The sequence below is a fragment of the Kosakonia oryzae genome, from assembly GCF_001658025.2.
Taxonomy (GTDB): Bacteria; Pseudomonadota; Gammaproteobacteria; order Enterobacterales; family Enterobacteriaceae; genus Kosakonia; species Kosakonia oryzae.
In genome coordinates, this window is the sequence record NZ_CP014007.2 from 1,908,929 (window position 1) to 1,933,014 (window position 24,086).

Consider the following 24,086-nt stretch of genomic DNA (forward strand, 5'->3'; position numbering starts at 1 on the left):
CCAGGTGGATAATAATGGTAAAACAAGATAATATGACATGGATAATATTATTTTTCCTGGCGTATGTTGCTTTTTGTTCAAAGGTTTTTATTACACAACTAGCATTAGATGACGCAATCTTGGATTTTCTAAAGTATTTTTATAGTTTGATATTTTTATGTTGTTTTATCTATGCTTTAACAAGATTGGATAGTAAGGAAGTAGTTTTTTATATAATTATTTTCGTTTTTTTTATATATACCTATCTACAATCAAAAACAACAGCTGGGTATTCAATTTTAGCATTATCTTACTTTGCAGTGATATGTAAAAGGCTAAATTCAAAAGAAACTGCCGGGATAGTACTATTAGGGAATATATTTAATATATTACTTGTTCTCCCATTCACATTCTTTACTGAATATCCATTATACGCACCTGACGAGGTATATGGCATAAGGGCAACCTTTGGATTTTATAATCCCAACATTGCTGCAATGTTAATACTCACAATTTGCATGTCAGTATGTTGGTTTTTGAAAGAAAGGTCGAGAGGGAGAATTACATTTCTCACATTATCTACCTTGATTATTATTTGTGGCTTTTTCTTGATTGAAATGACAAAATCGCGAACATCTGCAGCCCTGTTGCTAATATTATTGGCGGGAGTCATTTCAAGTACTTTATATCCGAGGGCAGCGTTTAGGAGGTTGTTTTTTCTTAGTATTACATTGCTCGTCGTCGGAATAATATTCTTTCAGTTCCATTCGATAAAAAATTACGATCCAAGTGTACCTGATTTGAATGTGCTCCTTTCTGGAAGATTGAGTCTGGGAAATACATTATATGTGAACATGGGAGCTCCTGATTTACTCTATGGTATCGACATTGACTCATTTACTCCGATTGATTTTTTCTATGTCGCATATTTCTATACGAATGGGATTCTACTATCAATGTTAACAATCTATTTAATTATAAGAAGGATTCAAAGAATTAAATTTGATTTTTTAGAAATGTCGATAATAGTTATAACCATACTTACCACATTAACTGAAAGGCAGATATTATCCCCTCATTGTTGTCTCTTGGTTTACATTATATATTCACAAAGAAATGACGAATTATTGAATAAAGACAGTTAGTAAAAGTTATTTTGCATAGATGATAATCAGGAGACAATATAAATGGAGAATGAATTAGTATCAGTTTATATACCAACGCACAACAGATGCCATATGCTGAAAAGAGCGGTAGAATCGGTCCTAAGTCAAACGTATAAAAATATAGAAATCATAGTATCGGATGATGGTTCGACTGATGCTACCGAAGAGTATATTACGGAATTATCAAAAAAAAATTTAAATGTTTTTTATATAAAGAGCAATATACCACAAGGGGCCTGTGCTGCAAGAAACAAGGCAATTTTTGTTGCAAAAGGGATGTTTATTACCGGTCTTGATGATGATGATGAGTTTACTCCAGACCGTATTGAAAGACTGGTTACTATTTATAAAAAGTATGAAAAATATTCTTTTATCTCAACTGGAGTAAAAATTCTTAATAAAAAATCTGTTAGCGCTGGATATACAAAGGCTGGAGTCATAACGTCAGAGATGCTGTTCAATGAGAATGTAATAGGTAATCAGGTGTTAACAAAAACAGAATTCATGACTAGCATAGGAGGTTTTGATGAAGAATTACCAGCCTGGCAGGACTATGAATGCTGGATAAGATTATCGCTTGCATTCGGACAGGGTTACAACTCGGGTGAACTAACTTATATAATGCATTTGGAACATGATTTACCAAGAGTATCTCGCAGCAATAATGCTAAGAAGGCACTTGAAATAATCTTAGGTAAATATCAGGAAATGCTAACATCATCAAATATTAAGAATCTGAAAGTGAATTACTTATACAATTATGTGAAAGTAATAACAGTTAAGGAATTATTTTTAAATCTGACAATATTGAATCTGGTACGATACGGCAAACTCCTCATTAGAAGATTTATTAAAAATTAAGATGAATTTAATTTGGTGATTTAATTATGAAATTAGTTTTTATATTGCAATCTATTTATCGGATAGGTGGTACCGAAAAGGCTACAATTGATCAGGCTAATTTAATATCCGATAGCACCAATAATGAAGTTCATATAATATCTCTCTATCAGGAAGTTGAATCAGAACATCGTGTTAATCACTATATATCAGACAAAATAAAAGTACATTTCCTTCATAAAAAAATAGTACTATTGAAATATAGTGATACTATATATAATTTGGTGGACCTGATTTACAAAAAGAAAACTGTATCTCTAATTAAATCTTTAAACCCAACCCTGTGTATTTTTACCTCTGTCAAGTTAATGACAGCGTCGTTACCTTGCCCTGCAATTTTAATGGCGCATTTTAGATTCTCTCATTTCATAAGTGGAAAAGTTACTAGGTTTTATCTTGATAAATATCACAAATTATTTGAGAGGGTAATATTCTTAACAGAAGAAGATATGAGGTCGTATCAATCACATTACAAAAGTGGAAATGGTGAATATATATTTAACTATTGCCATGTAACGGCCAGGATGAAAAGTGATTTTTCAAACAAACGAATTGCATATATTGGTCGTATTGATAACTCACAGAAACAATTAAGTCACGCACTTGAGATAATAGCTGGTCTCATCAGAGATAATGTTTTCAATGGGTGGCGATTCGATTTATATGGCACAGGAAACGACGTCGAGTTAATTAAAAATAAGATTAAAAGCCTTGAGTTGTGTGATTCAGTGAATTTTATGGGTAAATATAACTCACTCGATTCTGTCCTTGAAAAAACTGATTTGCTTATATTAACCTCAAGGTTTGAAGGATTACCTCTGAGTTTAATAGAAGGGGCTCTCTCTGGAATACCGCTTATATCTTATAATTGTAGTCCTGGGATTTCAGACATAATAGAAAACGGTTATAATGGCTTTATAATAGAACAGGATAATAAAGATGAGTTTCGAGCTAGAGTGTCTGAATTAATACTGAATAATGAAAAGTTAAAGAAATTTGGTGAAAATAGTTTTTCATTAGCCCAAAGGAAATTTTCTAAAGAAGTGATTCTTCAAAAATGGAATTCAGTTCTAGTTAGTTGTGAATTAATTAGTAAAGATAAAGGAAAACATAGATGATTATAATGGATTCATCATGGGATAAGCATGGTGGTATTGGTCGGTTTTACAATGAAATCTCTGTAAGATTAAAAGAGATCAAAATAGTTAAATTTACATCGAAACCTGCATCACCTTTTGCATGTATGATCAATACATTGAAATGTTTGTTCTTATATAACCATAATGACTGTGTTTTTTTTCCTGGTTATATACCTCCATTTTTTTCACGCTGCCCTTTCATTTTCACAATCCATGACTTAAATCATATAGACAGGCTTGAAAATCAAACTGTCTTAAAGAGATTTTTTTACGATAAAATAATCCTAAGAGGCTGTCATAAAGCAAAATATATCTTTACTGTATCTGAATATTCTAGGGGGAGAATCCTGGAGTGGAGCGGAGTATCTCCTGATAAAGTAATTAACGTTGGTAATGGAGTTGATGAAAGATATAATTCAAATGTAATACCATACCCATTTGAAGGTAAATATTTATTATCTGTCAGTAATAGGAAGATTCATAAAAATGAGTTTCGAATTATTGAATCTTTTGGTTTAGCTGAGATTGATGCTCATATTAAGCTTTTTTTTACTGGTCACAGTAATAATGAATTAGAAGATTTTATTAATGGTAAAGGACTTCGTGAAAGAGTAATTTTTCTTGGGTATATTGATGAAAAGGATTTACCTTCTCTTTATAAAGGGGCTGAGGCATTACTTTTTCCCAGTCTCTATGAAGGGTTTGGTTTGCCTGTTATAGAGTCGATGGCATGCGGTACACCCGTATTAACTTCAACAACGACATGTTTACCTGAGATTGCTGATAATTGCGCAATTCTTGTCAACCCTGAGTCAGTAAGTGAGATTAAATCAGGGATAGAAAAATTAGTTAATAACGAAGAGTTAAGGAAAGATTTAATCTCGAAAGGCTATGCTAGAGCTGCGTTATATACATGGACTAATGTGGTAAATAAAGTTGCAGGTTCTCTGGGGATAAAATGAGCAAAGATAAAAAAATTGCATTGGTGCATGAGTGGTTACAAAGCTATGCCGGTTCCGAGCAGGTTTCAGCTGCTATACTTGATAATTATCCCGATGCGGAATTATATTCAGTAATAGATTTTTTAACTGATGAACAAAGAGTTCATTTTCATAATAAAAAGGCAATAACGACATTCATTCAACATCTTCCCAGAGCGAAAAAATCATATCAAAAATATCTCCCTCTTATGCCATTGGCAATTGAACAACTAGATGTAAGCGCAGCCGATATTATTATTTCTAGTTCACATGCAGTATCAAAAGGTGTTTTAACAGGGCCAGATCAACTTCATATAAGTTATGTTCACTCACCCATGAGATATGCATGGGATTTGCAGCATCAATATTTAAAAGAATCAGGATTATCTACAGGAATGAAAGGCTGGCTAGCGAAATGGTTGTTGCATAAATTAAGAATTTGGGATTACAGGACTGCCAATGGGGTTGATTTTTTTGTTGCTAATTCAAAATTCATTGCTCGGCGTATTAAAAAAGTTTATGGCCGAGATGCAGATGTAATTTATCCCCCAGTAGCAGTCGATTCGTTTTCTTTTACAGAGAAAAAATCGGACTATTATTTTACTGCATCAAGAATGGTTCCATATAAGAGGATTGATCTCATTGTTGATGCTTTTGCTAGAATGCCTGATAAAAAACTTGTTGTGATTGGCGACGGACCTGAATTCAATAAAATAAAATCTAAAGCAACTCCTAATGTTGAACTTCTTGGTTACTGTGCATTTGAAGTATTAAAAAAATATATGCAAAATGCGCGGGCATTCGTATTTGCTGCAGAAGAGGATTTCGGAATCATTCCTGTGGAAGCTCAAGCATGCGGAACACCTGTTATTGCTTTTGGAAAAGGAGGGGTTCTAGAAACAGTGATTCCATTAGGAATCCAAGATCCGACGGGGGTTCTTTTCCGAGAACAATCAGTGCAGTCACTAGTTGATTCAGTTAACATATTCGAGAATAACAGGGACTGTTTCATTCCGCTTCATTGTCGTAAAAACGCAGAAAAATTTTCAAAGAAAAGATTTGATATTGAATTTAGCGATTATGTTGAAAATAAATGGAGAGAATTCAATAAGTCGAAAAAGGACTTTTTTTAGGAGATATATTTGAGGTATGAAAAAGATCATTCCAGTAATCATGGCGGGTGGTACAGGAAGCCGTCTATGGCCTTTATCCCGAGAGTTATATCCTAAGCAATTCATATCATTGAATAATCAATATTCAATGCTGCAAAATACAGTGTTACGGTTAGGTGGGCTTTCTGTCGAAAAACCAATAGTAATATGTAATGAGGCTCATCGGTTTCTTGCGGCTGAGCAACTTCTAAATATTGATGCCTTAGATAGGAATATTATTTTAGAACCTGTCGGAAAAAATACAGCACCAGCAATTGCGTTGGCAGCTCTTTTTGCAGTAACGGAGTATGGTAACGACTCTATTTTGCTAGTCTTAGCAGCGGATCATGTCATTGAGAATAACAATGCATTTTTAGATGCAATAGAATTAGCTGTTTCGCATGCAGAAAATGATGAATTAGTAACATTTGGTATAGTACCTTCCCATCCTGAAACTGGCTATGGATATGTGCACCGGGGCCACCAGTTATCAGACTCAGACGCGGTTTATAAAGTAGATAAGTTTGTCGAGAAGCCAGATTTTTCGACAGCTTGTGAATACCTAAAATCAGGCGAGTTCTATTGGAATAGTGGCATGTTTATGTTTAAATCAGGTGAATATCTTAAAGAACTTGAAAAATATCGCCCTGATATATTTGAACATTGTAGCGCTGCTTTCTCTAACATTCAATTTGATTTGAATTTCATCCGTGTTGATAAAGACTCGTTTGAACTGTGCTCAAGCGAATCAATAGATTATGCCGTCATTGAGAAAACTAATAAAGCAGTTGTCATCCCGATGGATGCTGGTTGGTCTGATGTAGGATCATGGTCTTCCTTATGGGATATATCGAAAAAAAATGAAAATAATAATGTTATAAAGGGGGATGTTTTTCTGGTTGACAGTGCAAATAATTATATCTCTTCTGAATCTTTATTTATTGCTACAGTCGGTGTTGATAATCTTGTTGTTGTTCAAACCAAAGATTCTATTCTTATTGCGGATAAAAATAGTGTCCAGGATGTGAAGCAAGTTGTTAGTTATTTAAAAGATAATAACCGGAAAGAGCATATCTATCACCATGATAAGTATAAACCATGGGGTAAAATACAATCAATCGATCATGGGGAAGGTTATCAAGTTAACCGCATAACAGTAAAGCCAGGTGGTAAAATCTCTTCGCAACGCCACGAATATCGCGCAGAACATTGGATTGTTGTATCTGGAACAGCCAAAGTAGTGAAAGGTAATACGACATATATTTTATCAGAAAATGAATCAACATATATTCCAATTGGTGAGCTTCATACATTAATTAATATTGGTGAATATGCATTGGAAGTTATTGAAATTCAATCTGGAACTTACTTTGGTGATGATGACATCATTCATATCTGATTTTACAAGGAGCGAAGTTGATAATGAATACCATACATGTGATTTCAAATTCAGGTATCGTATTTGGTACTAGTGGTGCCAGAGGGTTAGTAAAAGATTTTACTCCTGCTGTGTGTATGGCATTTACTCATGCTTTTGTAAATCTTCTCAAGAAAGAATCATCCCTTACTACTGTTGCCCTTGGTATTGATAACCGTCCCAGTAGTTATTCTATGGCTCAAGCATGTGCAGCGGCACTTTATGAATCTGGTATAGAGCCTATATTTTATGGAGTATTACCAACACCTGCTTTAGCTCTTGTTGCAAGAAAAAATAAAATCCCTTGCATAATGGTTACTGGTAGCCATATACCATTTGATCGTAATGGGTTAAAATTTTATAAAAAGGATGGTGAGATTACTAAGTTAGATGAAATTGAAATCACTAAAGCTTCTGTTGATTTCAATATGCCTGCTACATTGCCAAAATTAGAATTATGTTCTGATGCAGAGGCAATTTATATTGAGAGGTATACTTCACTTTTCAATTCAGATTTACTTTCAGGTAAGCGTATTGGTATTTATGAGCATTCTAGTGCAGGGCGTGAGATATACCATAAAATCTTTACCGCATTAGGTGCAGAGGTTATTAGACTGGCTCGTAGCGATGAATTCGTTCCTATTGATACCGAAGCGGTAACAGAAGAAGATAAATCTAAGGCACTGCAATGGAGTAAGGAGCATCATTTAGACGCGATCTTTTCAACTGATGGAGATGGCGACCGCCCCATGCTAGCTGATGAAAAAGGTGAGTGGCTGAGAGGTGATATCCTTGGTTTGCTGTGCTCACGCGAATTACATATTGAAGCAGTAGCAATTCCTGTGAGTTGTAATACTGCAGTACAAAAGAGTAATTTTTTTAAACGAGTCGAGTTGACACGAATTGGTTCTCCTTATGTCATAGATGCATTATCCAAGCTTCAAAGCAAATTTGTAAATGTAGCAGGATTTGAGGCGAATGGTGGTTATCTTTTAGGTAGTAATATCACTTACAACAATGTAACAGTGGATTCATTGCCTACTCGTGATGCTGTTCTTCCTGCTGTTATAGTTATTGCGGCTGCGCAACATAGATCTATTTCTGAGCTTATTCTTGATTTACCAGAGAGATATACACATTCTGATCGTCTACAGAATTTTCCGCAAAGTAATAGTTCTCGGATACTGCAGGAAGCGTTAGTCTTACCTGAGGTTTTTATTCGCAGGCTGGGAATTAATGGTAGAAATATCCAGAATGTAGACCAAACTGATGGTGTTAGGCTAACGTTAGACGATGGGTCGATTATTCATTTGAGACCTTCTGGTAATGCGCCTGAACTACGCTGCTATGCTGAATCATCGAGTAGTTTGCATGCTCGAAAATTGGTAGATCAGGTTCTTGGAAATATAAAATATCTCTAGCAAGATGATTTTGCAATAATGCAGGTTCCCCTATGATAAAACTCACTAACCACATGAAAAATTATATATGTAAAATATGTCTTGCTTTATCTGATTTCTTCTTTTTTAGTATTTCACTTACATTATCTATTGCTTGTGTTCATTGGATCTTTGGTGATCTTAATCGTTTTATTCCTACCGAACAAATACAAGCCAGAATGACCTCTCATTACATGCTTGCATTCATTTGTGTGGGGTGGTTTTGGGTTAGATTACGTCATTATTCATACCGAAAACCTTTTTGGTTTGAACTGAAAGAAATTATACGAACTATTGCAATATTTGCGATATTTGATTTAGCCTTGATAGCCTTTTCCAAATGGCAATTTTCCCGTTACATTTGGTTCTTTTGCTGGCTCTTTGCTATTACTTTAATTCCTCTATTCAGAACAATCACTAAACATTTGTTAAATAAATTTGGTCTTTGGCAGAAAGACACCATTATTCTAGGTTGTGGTAAAAATGCGATGGAAGCATTCTTAGCCCTCCAAAGTGAAGAAATGCTGGGATTTAATGTTATTGCGTTTTATGATGAGAACAGCAAAGAGAGCAAATTAGTTGATACCCCTATAGTTAAGAGTGTTCATGATCTCTGGAAGATTCCTAATGTAACGGAGACGCAATTTATTATTGCATTTGAAGTAGATGAAGGTTACCGGACTGCCTATTGGCTTAGAGAATTATCGAAGCATGATTGCCGAGCTGTTACGGTGGTTCCTTCACTTAGAGGGCTACCTTTGTATAGTACTGATATGTCTTTTATTTTTAGCCATGAAGTTATGCTTCTTCGGGTTCACAATAATCTTGCTAAGAGGACATCAAGATTCCTTAAACGAAGCTTTGATATTATTTGCTCATTGCTGATAGTTATATTATGTGCTCCTCTCTTTTTCTATCTTTGGTACAAAGTTACGCGTGACGGTGGACCAGCAATTTATGGGCATATGCGGGTCGGTAGGCATGGAAGAGAATTTCCATGTTACAAATTCCGGTCGATGGTAATAAATTCTCAAGAGGTTTTAGATGATTTGCTAAAATCAAATACAGATGCAAGGCTAGAGTGGGAGAGAGATTTTAAACTCAAAAACGACCCTCGTGTAACACCTATTGGTAATTTTATCCGTAAAACAAGTTTGGATGAGTTGCCACAACTTTTTAATGTACTGAAAGGTGAAATGAGTTTAGTTGGTCCTCGACCTATTATTTCTGAAGAGTTAGTAAGATATGACGATGACGCAGATTATTATTTAATGACAAAGCCTGGCATGACTGGATTATGGCAAGTCAGTGGACGCAGCGATGTTGATTATGAAACCAGAGTTTACTTTGATTCTTGGTATGTAAAGAATTGGTCACTTTGGAATGATATAGCGATCTTGTTTAAAACAGTCAAAGTTGTCTTCAATAGAAATGGTGCTTATTGAGTATTGATATAGTTATGAAAATCGTTATCACAGGTACTGGCTATGTTGGCCTTTGAAACAAATATTACGTTCCAGTAACAAACTATCTCAATACCAGTATCATCAGAATTCTTTCGCGAAGGCAAAATGTTGTACTGCAATTTATATACGGGCGTGATTGACGAATGCTTACAACGAGTTGAGACTTTTGCCGCGCTGTTGGTTGAAGAGGCAATAAAAAGGATGCGCTGGTGCTGTACATCAATGTCACAGAGACAGAAACCCTTAAGACGTTCGCCAACATCTATCTGGTGAGGAGGGGGCATATTTGAATGAGCTGGACAGTTACACAGAATCCATGGGCTTAATTCTCCCCAACTTATTGAGAGGACAGTATTCTCGTAGTGGAAGTTATTATAGCAGTCCGCCATCCTTCGGTTATGGTGGCTATTGCTTAACTAAAGATACCAGGCAGCTTCTGGCAAATTACTACCCTGCGCCGAACAACCTGATTAGTGCGATTGTGAATCCAAATCGCACCCGTAAACAATTCATAGCCGATACTATTTATTGCCCGGGATCCAAAACTAGTGAGTGTGTATCGCCTGATCATGAAAGTGGTTCTGACAATTACCGGGCATCGTCCATTCAAGGCATTATGAAGTGTATCAAGGCTAAAGGTATTCCTGTGATTGTTTACGCACTAGAGCTCAAAGAACCTACGTTCTTTGAGTTCGCAGGTTGTTAGGGACCTTGCGGTATTCTGGCAACAATTCGATTCCATCATGAGTAACCGTATCTCGGAGGACCTCGTGAGGTTAGGGGGAAAGTTTATACAAGAGAGTTATTTGGTAACGATTGAACTATTACTACCGTCGGGTAAGAGCACCAAAGGCTATCCACAAACAGCAGGCTTGAGTTAACATCATAGATACATTCAGCTGCATTGCACCGCAGTGATTATCACCAAGACAGGAGTTTGTAATGTCCAAACAACAAATCGGCGTGGTCGGTATGGCCGTTATGGGGCGCAACCTGGCGCTCAACATTGAAAGCCGTGGTTACACCGTTTCCGTTTTCAACCGCTCCCGTGAAAAAACCGAGGAAGTGATTGCCCAGAACCCGGATAAAAAACTGGTGCCTTACTACACTGTGCAGGAGTTCGTTGAATCTCTGGAAACTCCACGTCGTATCCTGTTGATGGTTAAAGCTGGCGAAGGCACAGATAAAGCTATCGAATCCCTGAAACCGTTCCTTGACAAAGGCGACATTATTATTGATGGCGGTAACACCTTCTTCCAGGACACCATTCGCCGTAACCGCGAACTGTCTGCTGAAGGCTTTAACTTCATCGGTACTGGCGTGTCTGGTGGGGAAGAAGGCGCGCTGAAAGGCCCGTCCATTATGCCTGGCGGTCAGAAAGAAGCCTATGAACTGGTTGCGCCTATACTCACCAAAATTGCTGCTGTAGCCGAAGATGGTGAGCCTTGTGTCACCTATATTGGTTCAGATGGCGCTGGCCACTATGTGAAAATGGTTCATAACGGTATCGAATACGGAGATATGCAGCTTATTGCAGAAGCCTATTCTCTGCTGAAACAGGGCCTGAACCTGACTAACGAAGAGCTGGCCGCCACCTTTACTGATTGGAACAAAGGTGAGCTGAACAGCTACCTGATCGATATCACCAAAGATATATTCACCAAAAAAGATGAGAACGGTAACTACCTGGTAGACGTTATCCTGGATGAAGCGGCAAACAAAGGCACTGGCAAATGGACCAGCCAGAGCTCTCTGGACTTGGGTGAACCGCTGTCTCTTATCACTGAATCTGTATTTGCCCGTTACATCTCTTCCCTGAAAGAGCAGCGTGTAGCCGCTTCTAAAGTGTTGAGTGGTCCGCAGGCGAAAACCTTCAGTGGCGATAAAGCAGAATTCGCAGAGAAAGTTCGTCGTGCTCTGTATTTGGGAAAAATCGTTTCTTATGCTCAGGGCTTCTCTCAGTTACGTGCTGCTTCTGAAGAATATAGCTGGGATCTTAACTACGGTGAAATCGCGAAAATTTTCCGCGCTGGATGCATTATTCGTGCTCAGTTTCTGCAGAAAATCACTGATGCCTACGAGCAGAACCCATCTATAGCTAACCTGCTGCTGGCACCTTACTTTAAAAAGGCAGCAGATGACTATCAGCAGGCGCTGCGCGATGTTGTAGCCTATGCTGTGCAGAATGGTATCCCAACTCCGACGTTCTCCGCGGCTATTGCTTATTACGACAGCTATCGTGCAGAAGTGCTGCCTGCTAATCTGATTCAGGCTCAGCGTGATTATTTTGGTGCACACACCTACAAACGCATTGACAAAGACGGCATATTTCACACCGAATGGCTGGATTAATCTACTTTAGGTAATATATTTACTGATGGGCCCGGTTACCCGGGCTTTTTTAGAGTATACTTATGATATTTCGATTGTAGTAGGTTTAAGTTTTTTCCTGTAAGACCTTTTGACATCGTAGGTATTTATAATGATGTTTGGATAGTTTAATCCCTTTATTAGATGTTTTTTAGCTCGCAGGAAAGTGATTATGAGCAAAGACTAGAGTGTATTATTAGTCAATGACGAGCGTACTCAATTTGATCTCTCTGATATCATCAAACAGCTATGGGTTAAAAAAACGATCTTTTGTTGTTGCTTGTAAAATCTTTATATGCCTTTGCTGCATAGGTAAAATGAACATCAACAGCAATCGTTACACTTTCAGACTCAGGGCAGGTTGCTGCACATAGACAAATTGAAAATTTTATATATCCAAGGGCTGGCCCATCAATAAAAGAGATCCAGGACAGTTCCTTCAAATGATTTCAAAGTTGAGTTGTTACATTATATATGCAGTTACAGAATCAGGATAAAGGAAGAGCTCTCAAGTGAAGAAATAAACAAAGACCAAAGCGATGGAATAAAGATTAGCTATGTCGGTCTAACTTTCCAGGATACACAGACCAACCTTAATAATTATTTGAAAAAAATCGATAGAACAATAGTAACCGATGCCGATGGTGACTTGGATGCTAATATAAAGGCCAGAACAAATGAGTTGAAAGATACAATCAGTTCTATTGAAAAAATTGTCAAACAGAAAAAAATGATCGTTTGCATATTTTAAGTCAGGCTCAGGCTATTGCAAAGCAATTAAAGATAGAAACTCCACAATTTCATAACTTGTTAGTTGTATCGAATGATACATTATTTACACTTAGCTCAAATGCACTCATATCTGTGGACTGACCCCGCCCCGGTAGACGATCCTGCCCTATAGTTTGAGCATAGGAGGAGCGTATGGGCACACCACGATTTACACCTGAATTTAAGGAAGAAGCCGTCCGTCAGATAACGGAACGCGGTTATTCCGTCGCCGAAGTATCTGACCGTCTGGGCGTCTCTGCGCACAGCCTCTACAATTGGCTACGGGCTATCAAACCTGATAACAGCGAGCAGCATGCCCGGGATTTACTGGAAGCTAAAAGCGAGATCCTGAAACTCCGGGCGCAACTGAAGCGCACCGAAGAAGAACAGGATATCCTGAAAAAGGCTGCGCGGCACGCCAGACTGAATTTACGCTTTATCAATAAATACTGTGCCTTATCGGGGGCATGACGATGTGTCGGATACTAAATGTCGCCCTGGTCGGGTACTAAGCGTGGCTCTATAACCCGGTCTGAGCGCGGGATAAATATAATCAGCGTCAGCTGGTGCTCATCCGTGATTCATATTCATTGAGCTGAGGTGTTTACGATTACCGACGGGTTCATGCTGATCTCAACGGAATCGGGCAGACCTCCGGTGTTGTCCCTAAGTGTGTGTAGCGCCAGTTTACCACCCTGGGGGCCAACCAGGTCTTATCTTTATCCGTACCTGGCAGGGCTAGCTGTATCTGGCGATGATCTATAGTGCGCTGGTCTGAAACTCACTCTCTCATTTGAACTGGCGCTGGAGGTGCTGGTGATGGCCGTGTGGCAGTACAAACCGACAAGTGGCACCATTGTGCATTCGGAGCAGGGCAGTCAGTATGGTAGTTACGACTGGCAGCGCTTCTGTCGAGCCAATAATCTGGCCCCGAGTATGAGCCGGGTCGCAACTGCTGGGATAACGCAGTCGCTGAATCGTTTTTCAGTTTACTGAAGAAAGAACGTATCAGAAAACGGATCTATAAAACCCTGGATCTGGCTGGCGCCGATATCTTTATTACATTGAAGCGTTTTATTACCGGGTGCGCCACCACACTTACCTCGGCGGTGTCAGCCCGGAGGCCCTCGAGCAGACTCCGTCGTGAGGACAGGATATGTCTTCAGTCGTGGGGTGAGCACACTATGATAATAATTATAAGAATGCTCTGCTTCCATTCGATAGTGATTATTTTTCTGCAGTGTGGAGGCTGCTATCTGTGAAGTCATTAAATCAGGATTAAAGAGCTATATCAGCATTTAGGTATATTTTGAAACCTTATCCGCCGATAAAAAAGCAATCCTAAAAAGCGATCATGCTGATTATTCCTGTTTTGTTTAGTGGAGTAGTAGACTCAGGTTATGTCTTATCAAAAAAGTTTATTCATAAAGAAATATGAAACAGTATTTTTTAACTGAGCTGTAGAGTATTATATCTTTCAGCTTTTTGTATGAAAAATTGAAAGTTCCTATTTGGAATAAAGCATTAGGTACACCTCAAGAAATAGTAATGAGAGAGTATGTCGATACCTTCTGAAAATAGGTGTGTGGAGTTAACTTGCAGAAGGAAACTATACGGATTTCTTCAGGATTTATTTTCGATAAACTCATTTATGAAAACGAAATAATATCTATAATTCTTGAGATGGTATATGAAAAATTTTATTTTTTATGTCTGCCTTTATATATTGGAGGAGGGTTCATTATGGCGGAGTTGAGGCGGGGGAATAATAAATGTTATTGTCAGTAAAATTTTCAATGTCTTAATTATATATAAATGTAGGGTGGGAGAGTGAAAACAATATCAATCGTTGTTCCATGTTATAATGAAGAAGATGTTATTGAGGTTACCGCTAAGAGGTTACTTGATTTTATTGAACAACATAAAAAATTTAAGTTCGAAATTATTTTCATTAATGATGGTAGTAGTGATCATACAGAGGAGAAGTTATCGACATTGTGCGACATTCATCAAGTCATAAAGACAGCTTCATTCTCAAGAAATTTTGGTCATCAGATAGCAGTATCTGCTGGCATTGATCTTGCGTCTGGTGATGCAGTTGTTCTAATTGATGCGGACTTACAAGACCCTCCTGAAGTCATTGATCAGATGATTGATAAATGGCTTGAAGGTTATGATGTTGTTTATGGCACAAGGACTGATAGGCATGGAGAGTCAAAATTTAAACTTCTTACGGCGAAATACTTCTACCGTACGTTGAATAAACTGTCAGAAGTACCTATTCCGTTGGATACGGGTGATTTTCGTCTGATGGATAAGAAAGTTGTTGAGCAGTTGAAAAACATGCCTGAAAAATCACGATTTGTACGTGGCATGGTAAGTTGGGTCGGTTTTAGACAAACGTCAGTTAATTATAGGCGATCAGAGCGTTTTGCTGGCGAAAGTAAATATCCATTAAGGAAAATGATTAAGTTTGCCTTTGACGGAATTCTATCATTTTCAAAAAAACCACTTCAATTATCAATTTTATTTGGTTTTGCATGTTCGTTTATTGCACTTATCGGGATTGTTTATAGTGTATATATTCGTTTAATGACAAATGAGTGGGTTGAAGGATGGGCAACGATATTCATCGCTATCCTTTTTTTGGGTGGGGTTCAATTAATTTCAATTGGCATTCTTGGCGAATATGTCGGCAGAATTTATGATGAAACAAAAAATAGGCCTATGTATATCCTTGCAAAGAAAAATGGTTTTGAAAATAAATAATACCTTTACGCGATTTATTACATCAGGAATTATCAATACACTTGTTGGATATTTTGTTTTTTTTATCTGCTATAAATTTATAGAACTTTCTCCTGCTATATCTAATGCAATAAGTTACGCATTTGGATTGGTCTGTTCTTTTATTCTTAGTGCAACATTTGTGTTCAGTAAAACGAATCAATTAAGGAAAAGGAGCATTAAATTTATCATTTGTTTCTTTATAGCCTTTATGGTTAATCAATTGGTGTTGTGGTTTTTGTCTTCCTCGATTAATATCTATTTTTCACAGATTTTCGCGATGGCCTCGTATACAATTGTTTTCTACATTTTAAATAAATACTTTGTTTTCAGTTCATGACTAATGTTTCTTGAAGCTTCTAGTGGGATATTTGCGAGTATATAAAATTTAGTATTGACACCTACTGGCTGTGCTGGAGTTATTTATCCACGATGGACCTGAAATCTATAGGTAATGTTAAATGAATAGTAATAATTTAGTGAAAATAAATCCAGTAATGGTTTTTTTTATTTTTATATTTGTTTTCTTAATGTTCTTTTTTACTGTAATTCACCCAATTACTATTATTTCTGGTGATGATTGGAAAGGACTGTCTTTGTCACGTGCAGCATACCCTCAGTGGCACGGTTTCAATCCTATCAAAGTTGTCCCTGAGTTATTGCTTCCATTTGTTGGATATTTTTCTTCTTTCCTTTTGAAACCCTTCGGAGTTAACTTCTTCTTTGGTATTGCGGTTATTACTGCTTTTGTTACATCCTCTATAGTTACTTTTTTTCTTATACAATTACACCTTTTTCTGAAGGAAAAAATAGCTACAGATAGTAGATTGTCTTTGATAATAACATCTATTGTGTTTTTGTATTTTTTTGGGATGTTCAAATCTACGGATAATAGCCCATACTTGCTATGGGAGATTAATTTAACTTGTTATTATCATTATGTATTGCCTGCGTTAATGAATGGTTCATTTGTGATTTACCTTATGAGAAAGGATGTAAATAATACATTCTGCTCTCGTTTGTTAAATGGAGAACCTTTGTTTCTTGTACTTGTGACTTACTTGTGCGTGTTTTCGAGTATTTTTGCTAGTATCGTTTTGGCCTCATACTGTGGAACAAAATTCCTTATCAGTATATTGGCAAATATTAAATGTAAATCCAATATTTTCAGAGATAATCAATTTAATATTTTTGTGTTGGGTGTGTGGTTTATTTCTGCTGTTTATGAAATGAATGGTGGCAGGGCATCTCAGATTGAAGAGAGTGATTTAGCAATAGGGAAAAGTATAAGTAATTTAATTCATTTTCTATATGGCACTGATCTTTTATTTGGTGGTTTCTTAATTTTTAGTTTAATTATCAGTGTTTACTTTTTCTCTTTTGGACATGGAAAGAAATTACCTGAGATAAAGAATACATATTGGGTATCAGTAATTTCCTGGGTGTTTTCTTTTGTCGCTTTAATCTTAGTTTGTGCAAAAGCATCTCCATCTTATGCAGGGCGCCCAGTTGCTATGTGGGGGGTTTATATGTATCCCTTATTAGTAACCTGTATTTTTATTTCATCTGCATGTAAAAAGAATAAATGGATTTCAACATTGCTACCATTGTTAGTGCTGTGCCTTCTTAATAAAGCAACTTCAGCAAAAAACACATTAATGGAATCACAGAACCTTAATTTAACTTTCGCAACGGCTCAGGATGTTGGCGAAAATATTATATCTCAAATTATTAAGGCTGAAAGGGACGGCCAAACTTCAGTCGTACTCCATGTGCCAAAAGGAGATGATAATGATAACTGGCCTTTCCCGATATATATGGGGTCGGGGATCTCAAGAACATTACTAATTAATGGTATTACCAAAAAAGAAATTGAAATAAAAATATATCCAGATAAAAATATGAATTCTGAATATAATATACCATTTAAATAATGGAATATAACTATTTTAAATGAGAACACTATGTCTAGGAATAGGGGATGATGTTAATCTCAATTTAGGGGTATTTGTGGTTTTTTGGATAAGGCTTTCTAATAAAGTATAGTGATCGACAATAACTTTCTTCCTATACATGACAAAATTTTAATATCACTGTGAATCAGTTATTTTCGGCATGCAAGTAATGCTCAGTATTTTGTTTTTCTCTTAAATAGGATTTTTTAGTTAGTTAACTGAGACAGTGAAATATTATTTTGATGAGTGCTTTATAAATGGTTTTAGCTGTGTTGTTACTATGTAGATTATTATATTATAATTAATAAATTGATTTTACAAATGATTTTTATATTGATCATGGAATTTAGGAGGCATTGTAGAAAATATTTTGTTTTAATAAAACCTCCCTGTCAGAGGGGGATGATTGATTATGGGTGATATAATTATATAATATACGGCTGCGATAAAGATGATATATTTAGAGCAACATCAGATCTTGTTTTTCTTAATAAGCATATTGTTTATTAGTGCTATGTTTAGTGTTTTTTTTAAATATAATGTGGACGTCGAATCAAGAAATATCCAGCTCGATTCAATTAGGTTTTTTTTGGCCTCATCAGTGATGTTTAGTCACTCTATTTATATGTATCATCATATACGGGGGCCAAAATGGATGACTACCACACCTATACTCTCTTTTTATGCAATGATCGGTGTGGCTATGTTTTTCTCAATAACAGGATTTCTCTTTTGGGGAAAGGTTAGTAAAGATGATAATCCTAATTGGATATCCTTGTTTATAAATAGATTTTTTAGGATCGTTCCATTAATAATAATCAACGTCATATGTATAGTTATTGTTTACTCATTCTATGCGTGGCTGTCAGAGAGGAATACTCATATAAGTTATGACTTAATATACTGGTTCGATTTTTTAAACAATACTAAAAAGCAATTTAATGGAATTAGTAGTGCTTGGGTAGCTACGGCAGGGGTTTATTGGACTCTTGTATATGAATGGGGTTTTTATTTCTCTTTACCTATTCTATGGATGTTAGGGAGGAAAAACAGATCTACAGCCTTTACTATTGGTTTGATTTTTCTCATCATTTATCTCTTACCTGGACTAGTACAACAAATTTCTTTCTATGTGAGACCTTTTGCTTTTTTGCATTTTGTGATTGGAATGTTGGTCTGGGAAGTTAAAAACAAAATAATCATAAGTAAAAAAGTTGCTGATGTGTTATTGCTATTTTCTGTTGGGTATATACTCTTCTTTGGATATAAGACAGGTGAGGCTGTGTATGATACTTCAAGTTACATTAATTTTTTTATATTCTTGATCTTATTGTTGCTCAGTAAAGGAGCGGATCTTTGGGGGGTACTGAAATTTAGGATTTTTGTTCTTTTGGGGGAAGCCAGTTATAGCATATATATTATGCATGGTGTTGTCATTTTTACATTGCTGCGAATAGCTCAATATTTAAATGTATCCGATAGGTATATACCTTTTTTGTTTTTGGTAAGCTATGTTACGACATATTTGGTATCAATAATGACATATTTTTATATAGAGAAACCATTTATTTTTCATGGTAAAAAAATTGTTAAATTGTATGTTAAAAATGAGAGGGACTAATTTTATTAGAGTTGAATTTTTATTTTATAAGGATGATCTACATCATTCTTCATTTTATTAACTGACCTTTCACAATCTTTTTCTGTCACATCTGTTTGTGGAAGAACTGTAAATATTTCTTAAATTCGTACCGTTCTCTTTCGGAGCATCTCCTGATATGCTGATTATGTCCGCTGAGGACATTGCCATGCGTAAAGCCCTATTTACTGAGTACCAGATCATAGCTGTTCTCCAGTTCGTCGAGGTCGGACGAACTGTCTAATATATTGACCGCGAAGTAGAAATAGCAGATGCCTGGTATTACAACTGGAAAGCGAAATATGGCGTGATGGAAGCCGCTGATATTAAAAAGATCAAAGTTCTGGAGTATGGGAGCCGCGTATTAAACAGATGATTGCCGATGATGAGTCTGGGAAATCGTACGTTAAAAGGCGTTATCGGGAAAAAGCTTTAAAAACAGCTATAAAGTTTGAACTTGCCTGCTATCTGAATGAAAGTTATCGCTGAGCAGGACGGTCTACTTTTATTAGCCTGATACCTGTTGTGATGAGCCGGTACTCCTGGCGCTGACTGAAGCGGCTGAGTGCTATCCGCAACCAAAAACATGTTTACTGGATTTATTGCCTGCTGAGACTAAATGTTCGCTGCAAGGGCAAGCAACATCTGCATGTCCGTAATTCGGCACCACTAGCGATGCCGGATACGCTTAACCAGATCTGGCCTGTTGATTTTGTGCACGCTGTACTGGTTTGCGGCAGACACTTCTGGACCCTCCTTATGGTGGATGATTTTGAGTGTGAAGCGTCGGCGACAGAGATCGACCTGAATATCCCGACGCGGCGCGTACTCAGGGGTCTGGACGGGGTGGTGGCAAAACGGGGTTATCCGATGACGATGCGGATGGATAACGGGCCAGTACTCGTCTACTTGGTGCAGGACAGTAGGCTGAGGACCATAACGTGACATAGGAATTTTTCAGGTCACGTAAGCAACACAGTATGCCTTTATAGAATGTTTGAACCCGACATACCGCATGGAAATACTGGCTTGTCACCTATTCAGAACACTGAGCGAAGTACGGGAAATCACAGATCGCTGGCTGCTGTCATACAACAGTGAGTGGTCCCATGAATCCCTGAATAACCTAACGGCGGAAGAATATGGGCTGATGGCACAAGGCCCGGAAATCTCAAAAAATGTGTGCTTCCACTACAGCACACTTATAAACGTACTGACAAGGATGGCGTCTTCCACACCGAGTGGCTGGATTAATCTGAAATCATTCGTTTGATGAATACAAGCCCGGTTAGCGTAACCGGGCTTTTTTTCGGCCGCAGCGCGGCTTTTCAGGGCACTCGTCTTTAATTTGTTGACATTTCGACATTAAACTTCGCATCAACGCCGCTGTTGCAGGCTGGTTGTCGCCTTGACAGTCCCTCAACAGAAGAGGTAAAAACCCCAACAGTTATTGATATTAAGTGGGTGGCGACAGATTCGTCATCTCCGGTTTCATACACTCACAAAAGTTGCTTATCGAATGAAAATAACAATCTCCGGAACAGGTTACGTTGGGCTATCAAACGGGATTCTGATCGCGCAGAACCATGAGGTCGTCGCGCTGGATATCGTGCAATCCAAAGTTGATATGCTTAACCAGAAGATTTCTCCCATCGTTGATAAGGAAATCCAGGAGTATTTGCAGAATAAGCCGCTGAATTTCCGTGCCACCACGGACAAGCAGGAAGCGTATCGCGGCGCCGACTTTGTGATTATCGCCACCCCGACGGATTACGATCCGAAAACCAACTACTTCAATACCAGCAGCGTGGAATCGGTGATCCGCGATGTGCTGGACATTAACCCGCAGGCGGTGATGATTATCAAATCCACCATTCCGGTGGGCTTTACCCAGTCAATCCGCGAAAAATTCGGCGTGGATAACATCATTTTTTCACCAGAATTCCTGCGGGAAGGGAAAGCGCTGTACGATAACCTGCATCCGTCACGTATCGTCATCGGCGAGCGTTCTGAACGTGCTGAGCGTTTTGCCGCGCTGTTGCAGGAAGGGGCGATTAAAAAAGATATTCGCGTGCTGTTTACCGACTCTACGGAAGCCGAAGCGATCAAACTGTTCGCCAACACCTATCTGGCGATGCGTGTTGCTTACTTCAACGAGCTGGACAGCTATGCGGAAAGCTTGGGGCTGAACAGCCGCCAGATTATTGAAGGCGTTTGTCTCGATCCGCGCATCGGCAACCACTACAACAACCCGTCATTTGGTTACGGCGGCTACTGTCTGCCGAAAGACACCAAACAGCTGTTGGCAAACTACCAGTCAGTGCCGAACAACATTATTTCGGCCATCGTTGATGCTAACCGCACGCGTAAAGACTTTATCGCCGATTCCATTCTCTCGCGTAAACCGAAAGTGGTCGGCGTTTACCGCCTGATCATGAAGAGCGGTTCCGATAACTTCCGCGCGTCGTCCATTCAGGGCATCATGAAGCGCATTAAAGCGAAGGGTGTGCAGGTCATCATTTATGAACCGGTGATGCAGGAAGATGAATTCTTCCATTCCCGCGTAGTGCGCGACCTGGAGGCGTTTAAGCAGGAAGCTGACGTGATTATCTCCAACCGTATGGCGCAGGAACTGTCTGATGTAGCGGACAAAGTCTATACCCGTGATTTATTCGGTAACGACTAAAGACGAAAAATAAAAACGGCCCATAAGGGCCGTTTTTTTATACTTTATAAAAGTCTCTGTACCACTCAACAAAGCGTTTCACCCCTTCTTTAACCGAGGTTTGCGGTTTAAAACCGATTGTGTCGTACAGTGGTTGAGTGTCCGCGCTGGTCTCCAGCACATCGCCCGGTTGAATCGGCAGCATATTTTTCTGTGCTTCAATGCCCAGCGCCTCTTCCAGCGCCGTAATGTAATCCATCAATTCCACCGGCGAGCTATTGCCGATGTTATAGACATGGTAAGGCGCAGAGCTGCTGGCTGGTGTACCGGTTTCTACCGTCCAGCCCGGGTTGGCCTGCGGGATCACCTCCTGCATACGGACGATCGCTTCAACGATATCATCGATATAAGTGAAGTCGCGCTTCATCTTGCCGTAGTTATAAACGTCGATGCTTTTGCCTTCCAGCATCGCTTTGGTGAATTTAAACAGCGCCATGTCCGGGCGCCCCCATGGGCCATAAACGGTGAAGAAACGCAAACCGGTAGTCGGTAATCCGTAAAGGTGAGAGTAGGTGTGGGACATCAACTCATTGGCTTTTTTGGTGGCCGCATACAGCGAAACCGGATGATCAACGGAATCATCTGTGGAGAAGGGCATTTTACGGTTCAGGCCGTAAACGGAACTGGAGGAGGCATAGAGCAGATGCTGTACTTTATTGTGGCGGCAACCTTCCAGTACGTTCAGATGCCCAATGAGATTCGATTCGGCATAAACATGCGGATTTTCCAGCGAGTAGCGTACGCCAGCCTGCGCCGCTAAATGGATCACCCGGTCGAATTTCTCGGCCGCAAATAGCTGTGCCATATTTTCGCGGTCGGCGAGGTCAATCTTGTGGAAGCTGAAGCCGGGCGAGGCCAGCAGATCCAGGCGTGCCTGTTTCAGGCTCACATCGTAATAATTATTGAGATTATCAATCCCTACAACCTGGTGGCCAGCCTGCAAAAGGCGCTCGCTGACGTGGAAGCCGATAAAGCCGGCCGCGCCGGTAACCAGAAATTTCATCTCTCATCCTTTATGACATCTAATACAATTCGCATATTGTATGATGCTCACAGGCTAATCGCTATAAGTTAAAGAATTTATCAGCTGGTACAAAAAATGAACGATAAACATTTTTTAAATATTATCCTATAGAAAAAAAAACAGGGGGGCCTACACTCGCGCACTATAATATTTTTTCATGCATGTCTTATTTAAGGTTGCTATGACGTACGAAAAAAATAACCACCAGACTGAGCAAAATAATACGCAGGAACAGATTGATTTAATTGATCTTTTATTGCAAGTCTGGCGTGGGAAGTGGCTTGTGGCAATGTTCGTTGTGGTGAGCATTATCCTTGCTGTTGCTTATATAAACATTGCAAAAGAGAAATGGACATCAGTCGCGGTGATCAGCTCGCCTGACGCTGGGCAGATTGCTGCTTATACGAACGCCATGAGCGTAATAATTAATACACCTAACTTTGATATCAACGATATTCAACAGCGTGTCATCACGCGTTTTAATGCCGCATTTTCCGCCCTGACGGAGACGCTAAAGAACCAGGAAGAGCCGGAAAACCTTACGATTGCCGCCTCGGTTAAGGGGCAGCCATTACCATTGAAAGTGACCTACGTTGGCTCAACGGCTAAAGAAGCTCAGCAGAAACTAGCGCAATATATTGAGCAAATCGATCAAAAAATCGGTAAAGAGCTGGTCGAAGACTTGCGAAGCAATATTCATGCGCAAACCTCAAATCTGATGGAATCTTTGTCCACACAAGAAAAAGTGGCGCAGGAACAAAAAGATCTGCGGATTAAACAGATTGCACAGGCGCTCACGGTTGCCAAGGAAGCGGGTGTGCAGGCTCCGCAAGTTCAGCAGGCGGAGAATATTTCTCAGGATAACATGTTCCTGCTTGGCAGTACGGCGCTGGAATCAATGATTAAGAATGAATCATCCCGACCGCTGGTCTTCTCTGATGATTACTTTAAAACCCGTCAAAATTTGTTGGATTTGCAGGCAATTACTGTCGATCCTAAAACTATTCATGCCTATCGCTATGTAATGAAACCATCACTACCCGCCTTCCGTGACAGTCCAAAAAAAGCGTTGACGCTGGTGCTGGCCACGTTACTGGGAGGGGTGATTGGTGCGGGGTTCGTACTGGCACGCAATGCCATCAGGGCTTATCAGGTGAAGCCGTAAACAAACAGCTTTC

Annotated in this window: 16 protein-coding genes and 3 pseudogenes; 18 read left to right on the forward strand and 1 reads right to left on the reverse strand. The window is 38.7% G+C overall.

Features of this window, described 5'->3' with window-relative positions; genetic code table 11:
- The first annotated feature begins 14 nt into the window (after window positions 1-14).
- The 17 genes and pseudogenes from AWR26_RS09085 (at window position 15) to ugd (ending at window position 21,845) form a co-directional block, all read left to right on the forward strand.
- A complete protein-coding gene (locus AWR26_RS09085) occupies window positions 15-1,124 on the forward strand; it encodes a hypothetical protein (protein WP_064565129.1) in 1,110 nt (369 codons plus the stop codon).
- Window positions 1,125-1,166: 42 nt separating this feature from the next.
- Entirely contained in the window at window positions 1,167-2,006 is an 840-nt protein-coding gene (locus tag AWR26_RS09090) for a glycosyltransferase (protein WP_064565132.1), read from the forward strand.
- Window positions 2,007-2,032: 26 nt separating this feature from the next.
- Window positions 2,033-3,163, forward strand: coding sequence for a glycosyltransferase (locus AWR26_RS09095; protein WP_064565134.1), 1,131 nt, complete (start codon window positions 2,033-2,035; stop codon window positions 3,161-3,163).
- On the forward strand, window positions 3,160-4,146 hold the full coding sequence (locus tag AWR26_RS09100) for a glycosyltransferase family 4 protein (protein ID WP_064565136.1): 987 nt from the start codon (window positions 3,160-3,162) through the stop codon (window positions 4,144-4,146). Before AWR26_RS09095 ends, AWR26_RS09100 begins: the two co-directional genes overlap by 4 nt.
- Window positions 4,143-5,297 (forward strand): glycosyltransferase family 4 protein, encoded by a 1,155-nt coding sequence (locus AWR26_RS09105; protein ID WP_064565138.1) that lies wholly within the window; start codon window positions 4,143-4,145, stop codon window positions 5,295-5,297. The genes AWR26_RS09100 and AWR26_RS09105 overlap by 4 nt, the downstream gene beginning before the upstream one ends.
- 16 nt (window positions 5,298-5,313) lie before the next feature.
- A complete protein-coding gene (locus tag AWR26_RS09110; protein WP_064565140.1) occupies window positions 5,314-6,714 on the forward strand; it encodes a mannose-1-phosphate guanylyltransferase/mannose-6-phosphate isomerase in 1,401 nt (466 codons plus the stop codon).
- 23 nt (window positions 6,715-6,737) lie between these two features.
- Complete coding sequence (locus AWR26_RS09115) at window positions 6,738-8,153, forward strand: phosphomannomutase (protein ID WP_064565142.1); 1,416 nt, start codon at window positions 6,738-6,740, stop codon at window positions 8,151-8,153.
- A gap of 32 nt (window positions 8,154-8,185) precedes the next feature.
- The gene (gene wbaP, locus AWR26_RS09120; RefSeq protein WP_064565144.1) at window positions 8,186-9,616 is read left to right on the forward strand and encodes an undecaprenyl-phosphate galactose phosphotransferase WbaP; all 1,431 of its coding nucleotides are present in this window, start codon (window positions 8,186-8,188) and stop codon (window positions 9,614-9,616) included.
- Between the two features lie 99 nt (window positions 9,617-9,715).
- Window positions 9,716-10,457 (forward strand): annotated as a pseudogene (locus tag AWR26_RS09125) (UDP-glucose 6-dehydrogenase); the annotation flags it as partial.
- A gap of 122 nt (window positions 10,458-10,579) precedes the next feature.
- Complete coding sequence (gndA, locus tag AWR26_RS09130; RefSeq protein ID WP_064565146.1) at window positions 10,580-11,989, forward strand: NADP-dependent phosphogluconate dehydrogenase; 1,410 nt, start codon at window positions 10,580-10,582, stop codon at window positions 11,987-11,989.
- A 942-nt stretch (window positions 11,990-12,931) separates the two neighbouring features.
- Window positions 12,932-13,925 (forward strand): annotated as a pseudogene (locus AWR26_RS09135) (transposase).
- Between the two features lie 683 nt (window positions 13,926-14,608).
- Window positions 14,609-15,547 carry a glycosyltransferase family 2 protein gene (locus AWR26_RS09140; RefSeq protein ID WP_064565155.1) on the forward strand — a complete coding sequence of 313 codons (939 nt, stop codon included), beginning with the start codon at window positions 14,609-14,611 and terminating at the stop codon, window positions 15,545-15,547.
- A complete protein-coding gene (locus tag AWR26_RS25890; RefSeq protein ID WP_064565157.1) occupies window positions 15,528-15,905 on the forward strand; it encodes a GtrA family protein in 378 nt (125 codons plus the stop codon). Before AWR26_RS09140 ends, AWR26_RS25890 begins: the two co-directional genes overlap by 20 nt.
- A gap of 121 nt (window positions 15,906-16,026) precedes the next feature.
- Window positions 16,027-17,499 carry a hypothetical protein gene (locus AWR26_RS09150; RefSeq protein WP_139227908.1) on the forward strand — a complete coding sequence of 491 codons (1,473 nt, stop codon included), beginning with the start codon at window positions 16,027-16,029 and terminating at the stop codon, window positions 17,497-17,499.
- Between the two features lie 625 nt (window positions 17,500-18,124).
- Window positions 18,125-19,141, forward strand: coding sequence for an acyltransferase family protein (locus AWR26_RS09155; RefSeq protein WP_407658792.1), 1,017 nt, complete (start codon window positions 18,125-18,127; stop codon window positions 19,139-19,141).
- Between the two features lie 187 nt (window positions 19,142-19,328).
- A pseudogene (locus tag AWR26_RS09160) lies at window positions 19,329-20,342 on the forward strand (integrase core domain-containing protein); the annotation flags it as partial.
- A 336-nt stretch (window positions 20,343-20,678) separates the two neighbouring features.
- Entirely contained in the window at window positions 20,679-21,845 is a 1,167-nt protein-coding gene (gene ugd, locus AWR26_RS09165) for a UDP-glucose 6-dehydrogenase (protein WP_064565166.1), read from the forward strand.
- A gap of 37 nt (window positions 21,846-21,882) precedes the next feature.
- Here ugd and AWR26_RS09170 read toward each other — a convergent pair whose 3' ends face one another.
- Window positions 21,883-22,887 carry an NAD-dependent epimerase gene (locus AWR26_RS09170; RefSeq protein WP_064565171.1) on the reverse strand — a complete coding sequence of 335 codons (1,005 nt, stop codon included), beginning with the start codon at window positions 22,885-22,887 and terminating at the stop codon, window positions 21,883-21,885.
- 202 nt (window positions 22,888-23,089) lie between these two features.
- On the opposite strand from AWR26_RS09170, the gene wzzB reads away from it, so the two are divergent.
- Entirely contained in the window at window positions 23,090-24,073 is a 984-nt protein-coding gene (wzzB, locus tag AWR26_RS09175; RefSeq protein ID WP_064568982.1) for an LPS O-antigen chain length determinant protein WzzB, read from the forward strand.
- Window positions 24,074-24,086: the final 13 nt, after the last annotated feature.

Excerpts from the sequence above, each read along its gene's own strand:
- AWR26_RS09110 (WP_064565140.1), top strand. The coding sequence starts at position 5,314 with ATGAAAAAGATCATTCCAGTAATCATGGCGGGTGGTACAGGAAGCCGT.
- AWR26_RS09100 (WP_064565136.1), top strand. The coding sequence starts at position 3,160 with ATGATTATAATGGATTCATCATGGGATAAGCATGGTGGTATTGGTCGG.
- AWR26_RS09170 (WP_064565171.1), bottom strand. The coding sequence starts at position 22,887 with ATGAAATTTCTGGTTACCGGCGCGGCCGGCTTTATCGGCTTCCACGTC.
- wzzB (WP_064568982.1), top strand. The coding sequence starts at position 23,090 with ATGACGTACGAAAAAAATAACCACCAGACTGAGCAAAATAATACGCAG.
- AWR26_RS09090 (WP_064565132.1), top strand. The coding sequence starts at position 1,167 with ATGGAGAATGAATTAGTATCAGTTTATATACCAACGCACAACAGATGC.
- AWR26_RS09115 (WP_064565142.1), top strand. The coding sequence starts at position 6,738 with ATGAATACCATACATGTGATTTCAAATTCAGGTATCGTATTTGGTACT.
- AWR26_RS09105 (WP_064565138.1), top strand. The coding sequence starts at position 4,143 with ATGAGCAAAGATAAAAAAATTGCATTGGTGCATGAGTGGTTACAAAGC.
- AWR26_RS09095 (WP_064565134.1), top strand. The coding sequence starts at position 2,033 with ATGAAATTAGTTTTTATATTGCAATCTATTTATCGGATAGGTGGTACC.
- AWR26_RS25890 (WP_064565157.1), top strand. The coding sequence starts at position 15,528 with ATGGTTTTGAAAATAAATAATACCTTTACGCGATTTATTACATCAGGA.
- gndA (WP_064565146.1), top strand. The coding sequence starts at position 10,580 with ATGTCCAAACAACAAATCGGCGTGGTCGGTATGGCCGTTATGGGGCGC.
- wbaP (WP_064565144.1), top strand. The coding sequence starts at position 8,186 with ATGATAAAACTCACTAACCACATGAAAAATTATATATGTAAAATATGT.
- AWR26_RS09085 (WP_064565129.1), top strand. The coding sequence starts at position 15 with ATGGTAAAACAAGATAATATGACATGGATAATATTATTTTTCCTGGCG.
- ugd (WP_064565166.1), top strand. The coding sequence starts at position 20,679 with ATGAAAATAACAATCTCCGGAACAGGTTACGTTGGGCTATCAAACGGG.
- AWR26_RS09155 (WP_407658792.1), top strand. The coding sequence starts at position 18,125 with ATGTTTAGTCACTCTATTTATATGTATCATCATATACGGGGGCCAAAA.
- AWR26_RS09150 (WP_139227908.1), top strand. The coding sequence starts at position 16,027 with ATGAATAGTAATAATTTAGTGAAAATAAATCCAGTAATGGTTTTTTTT.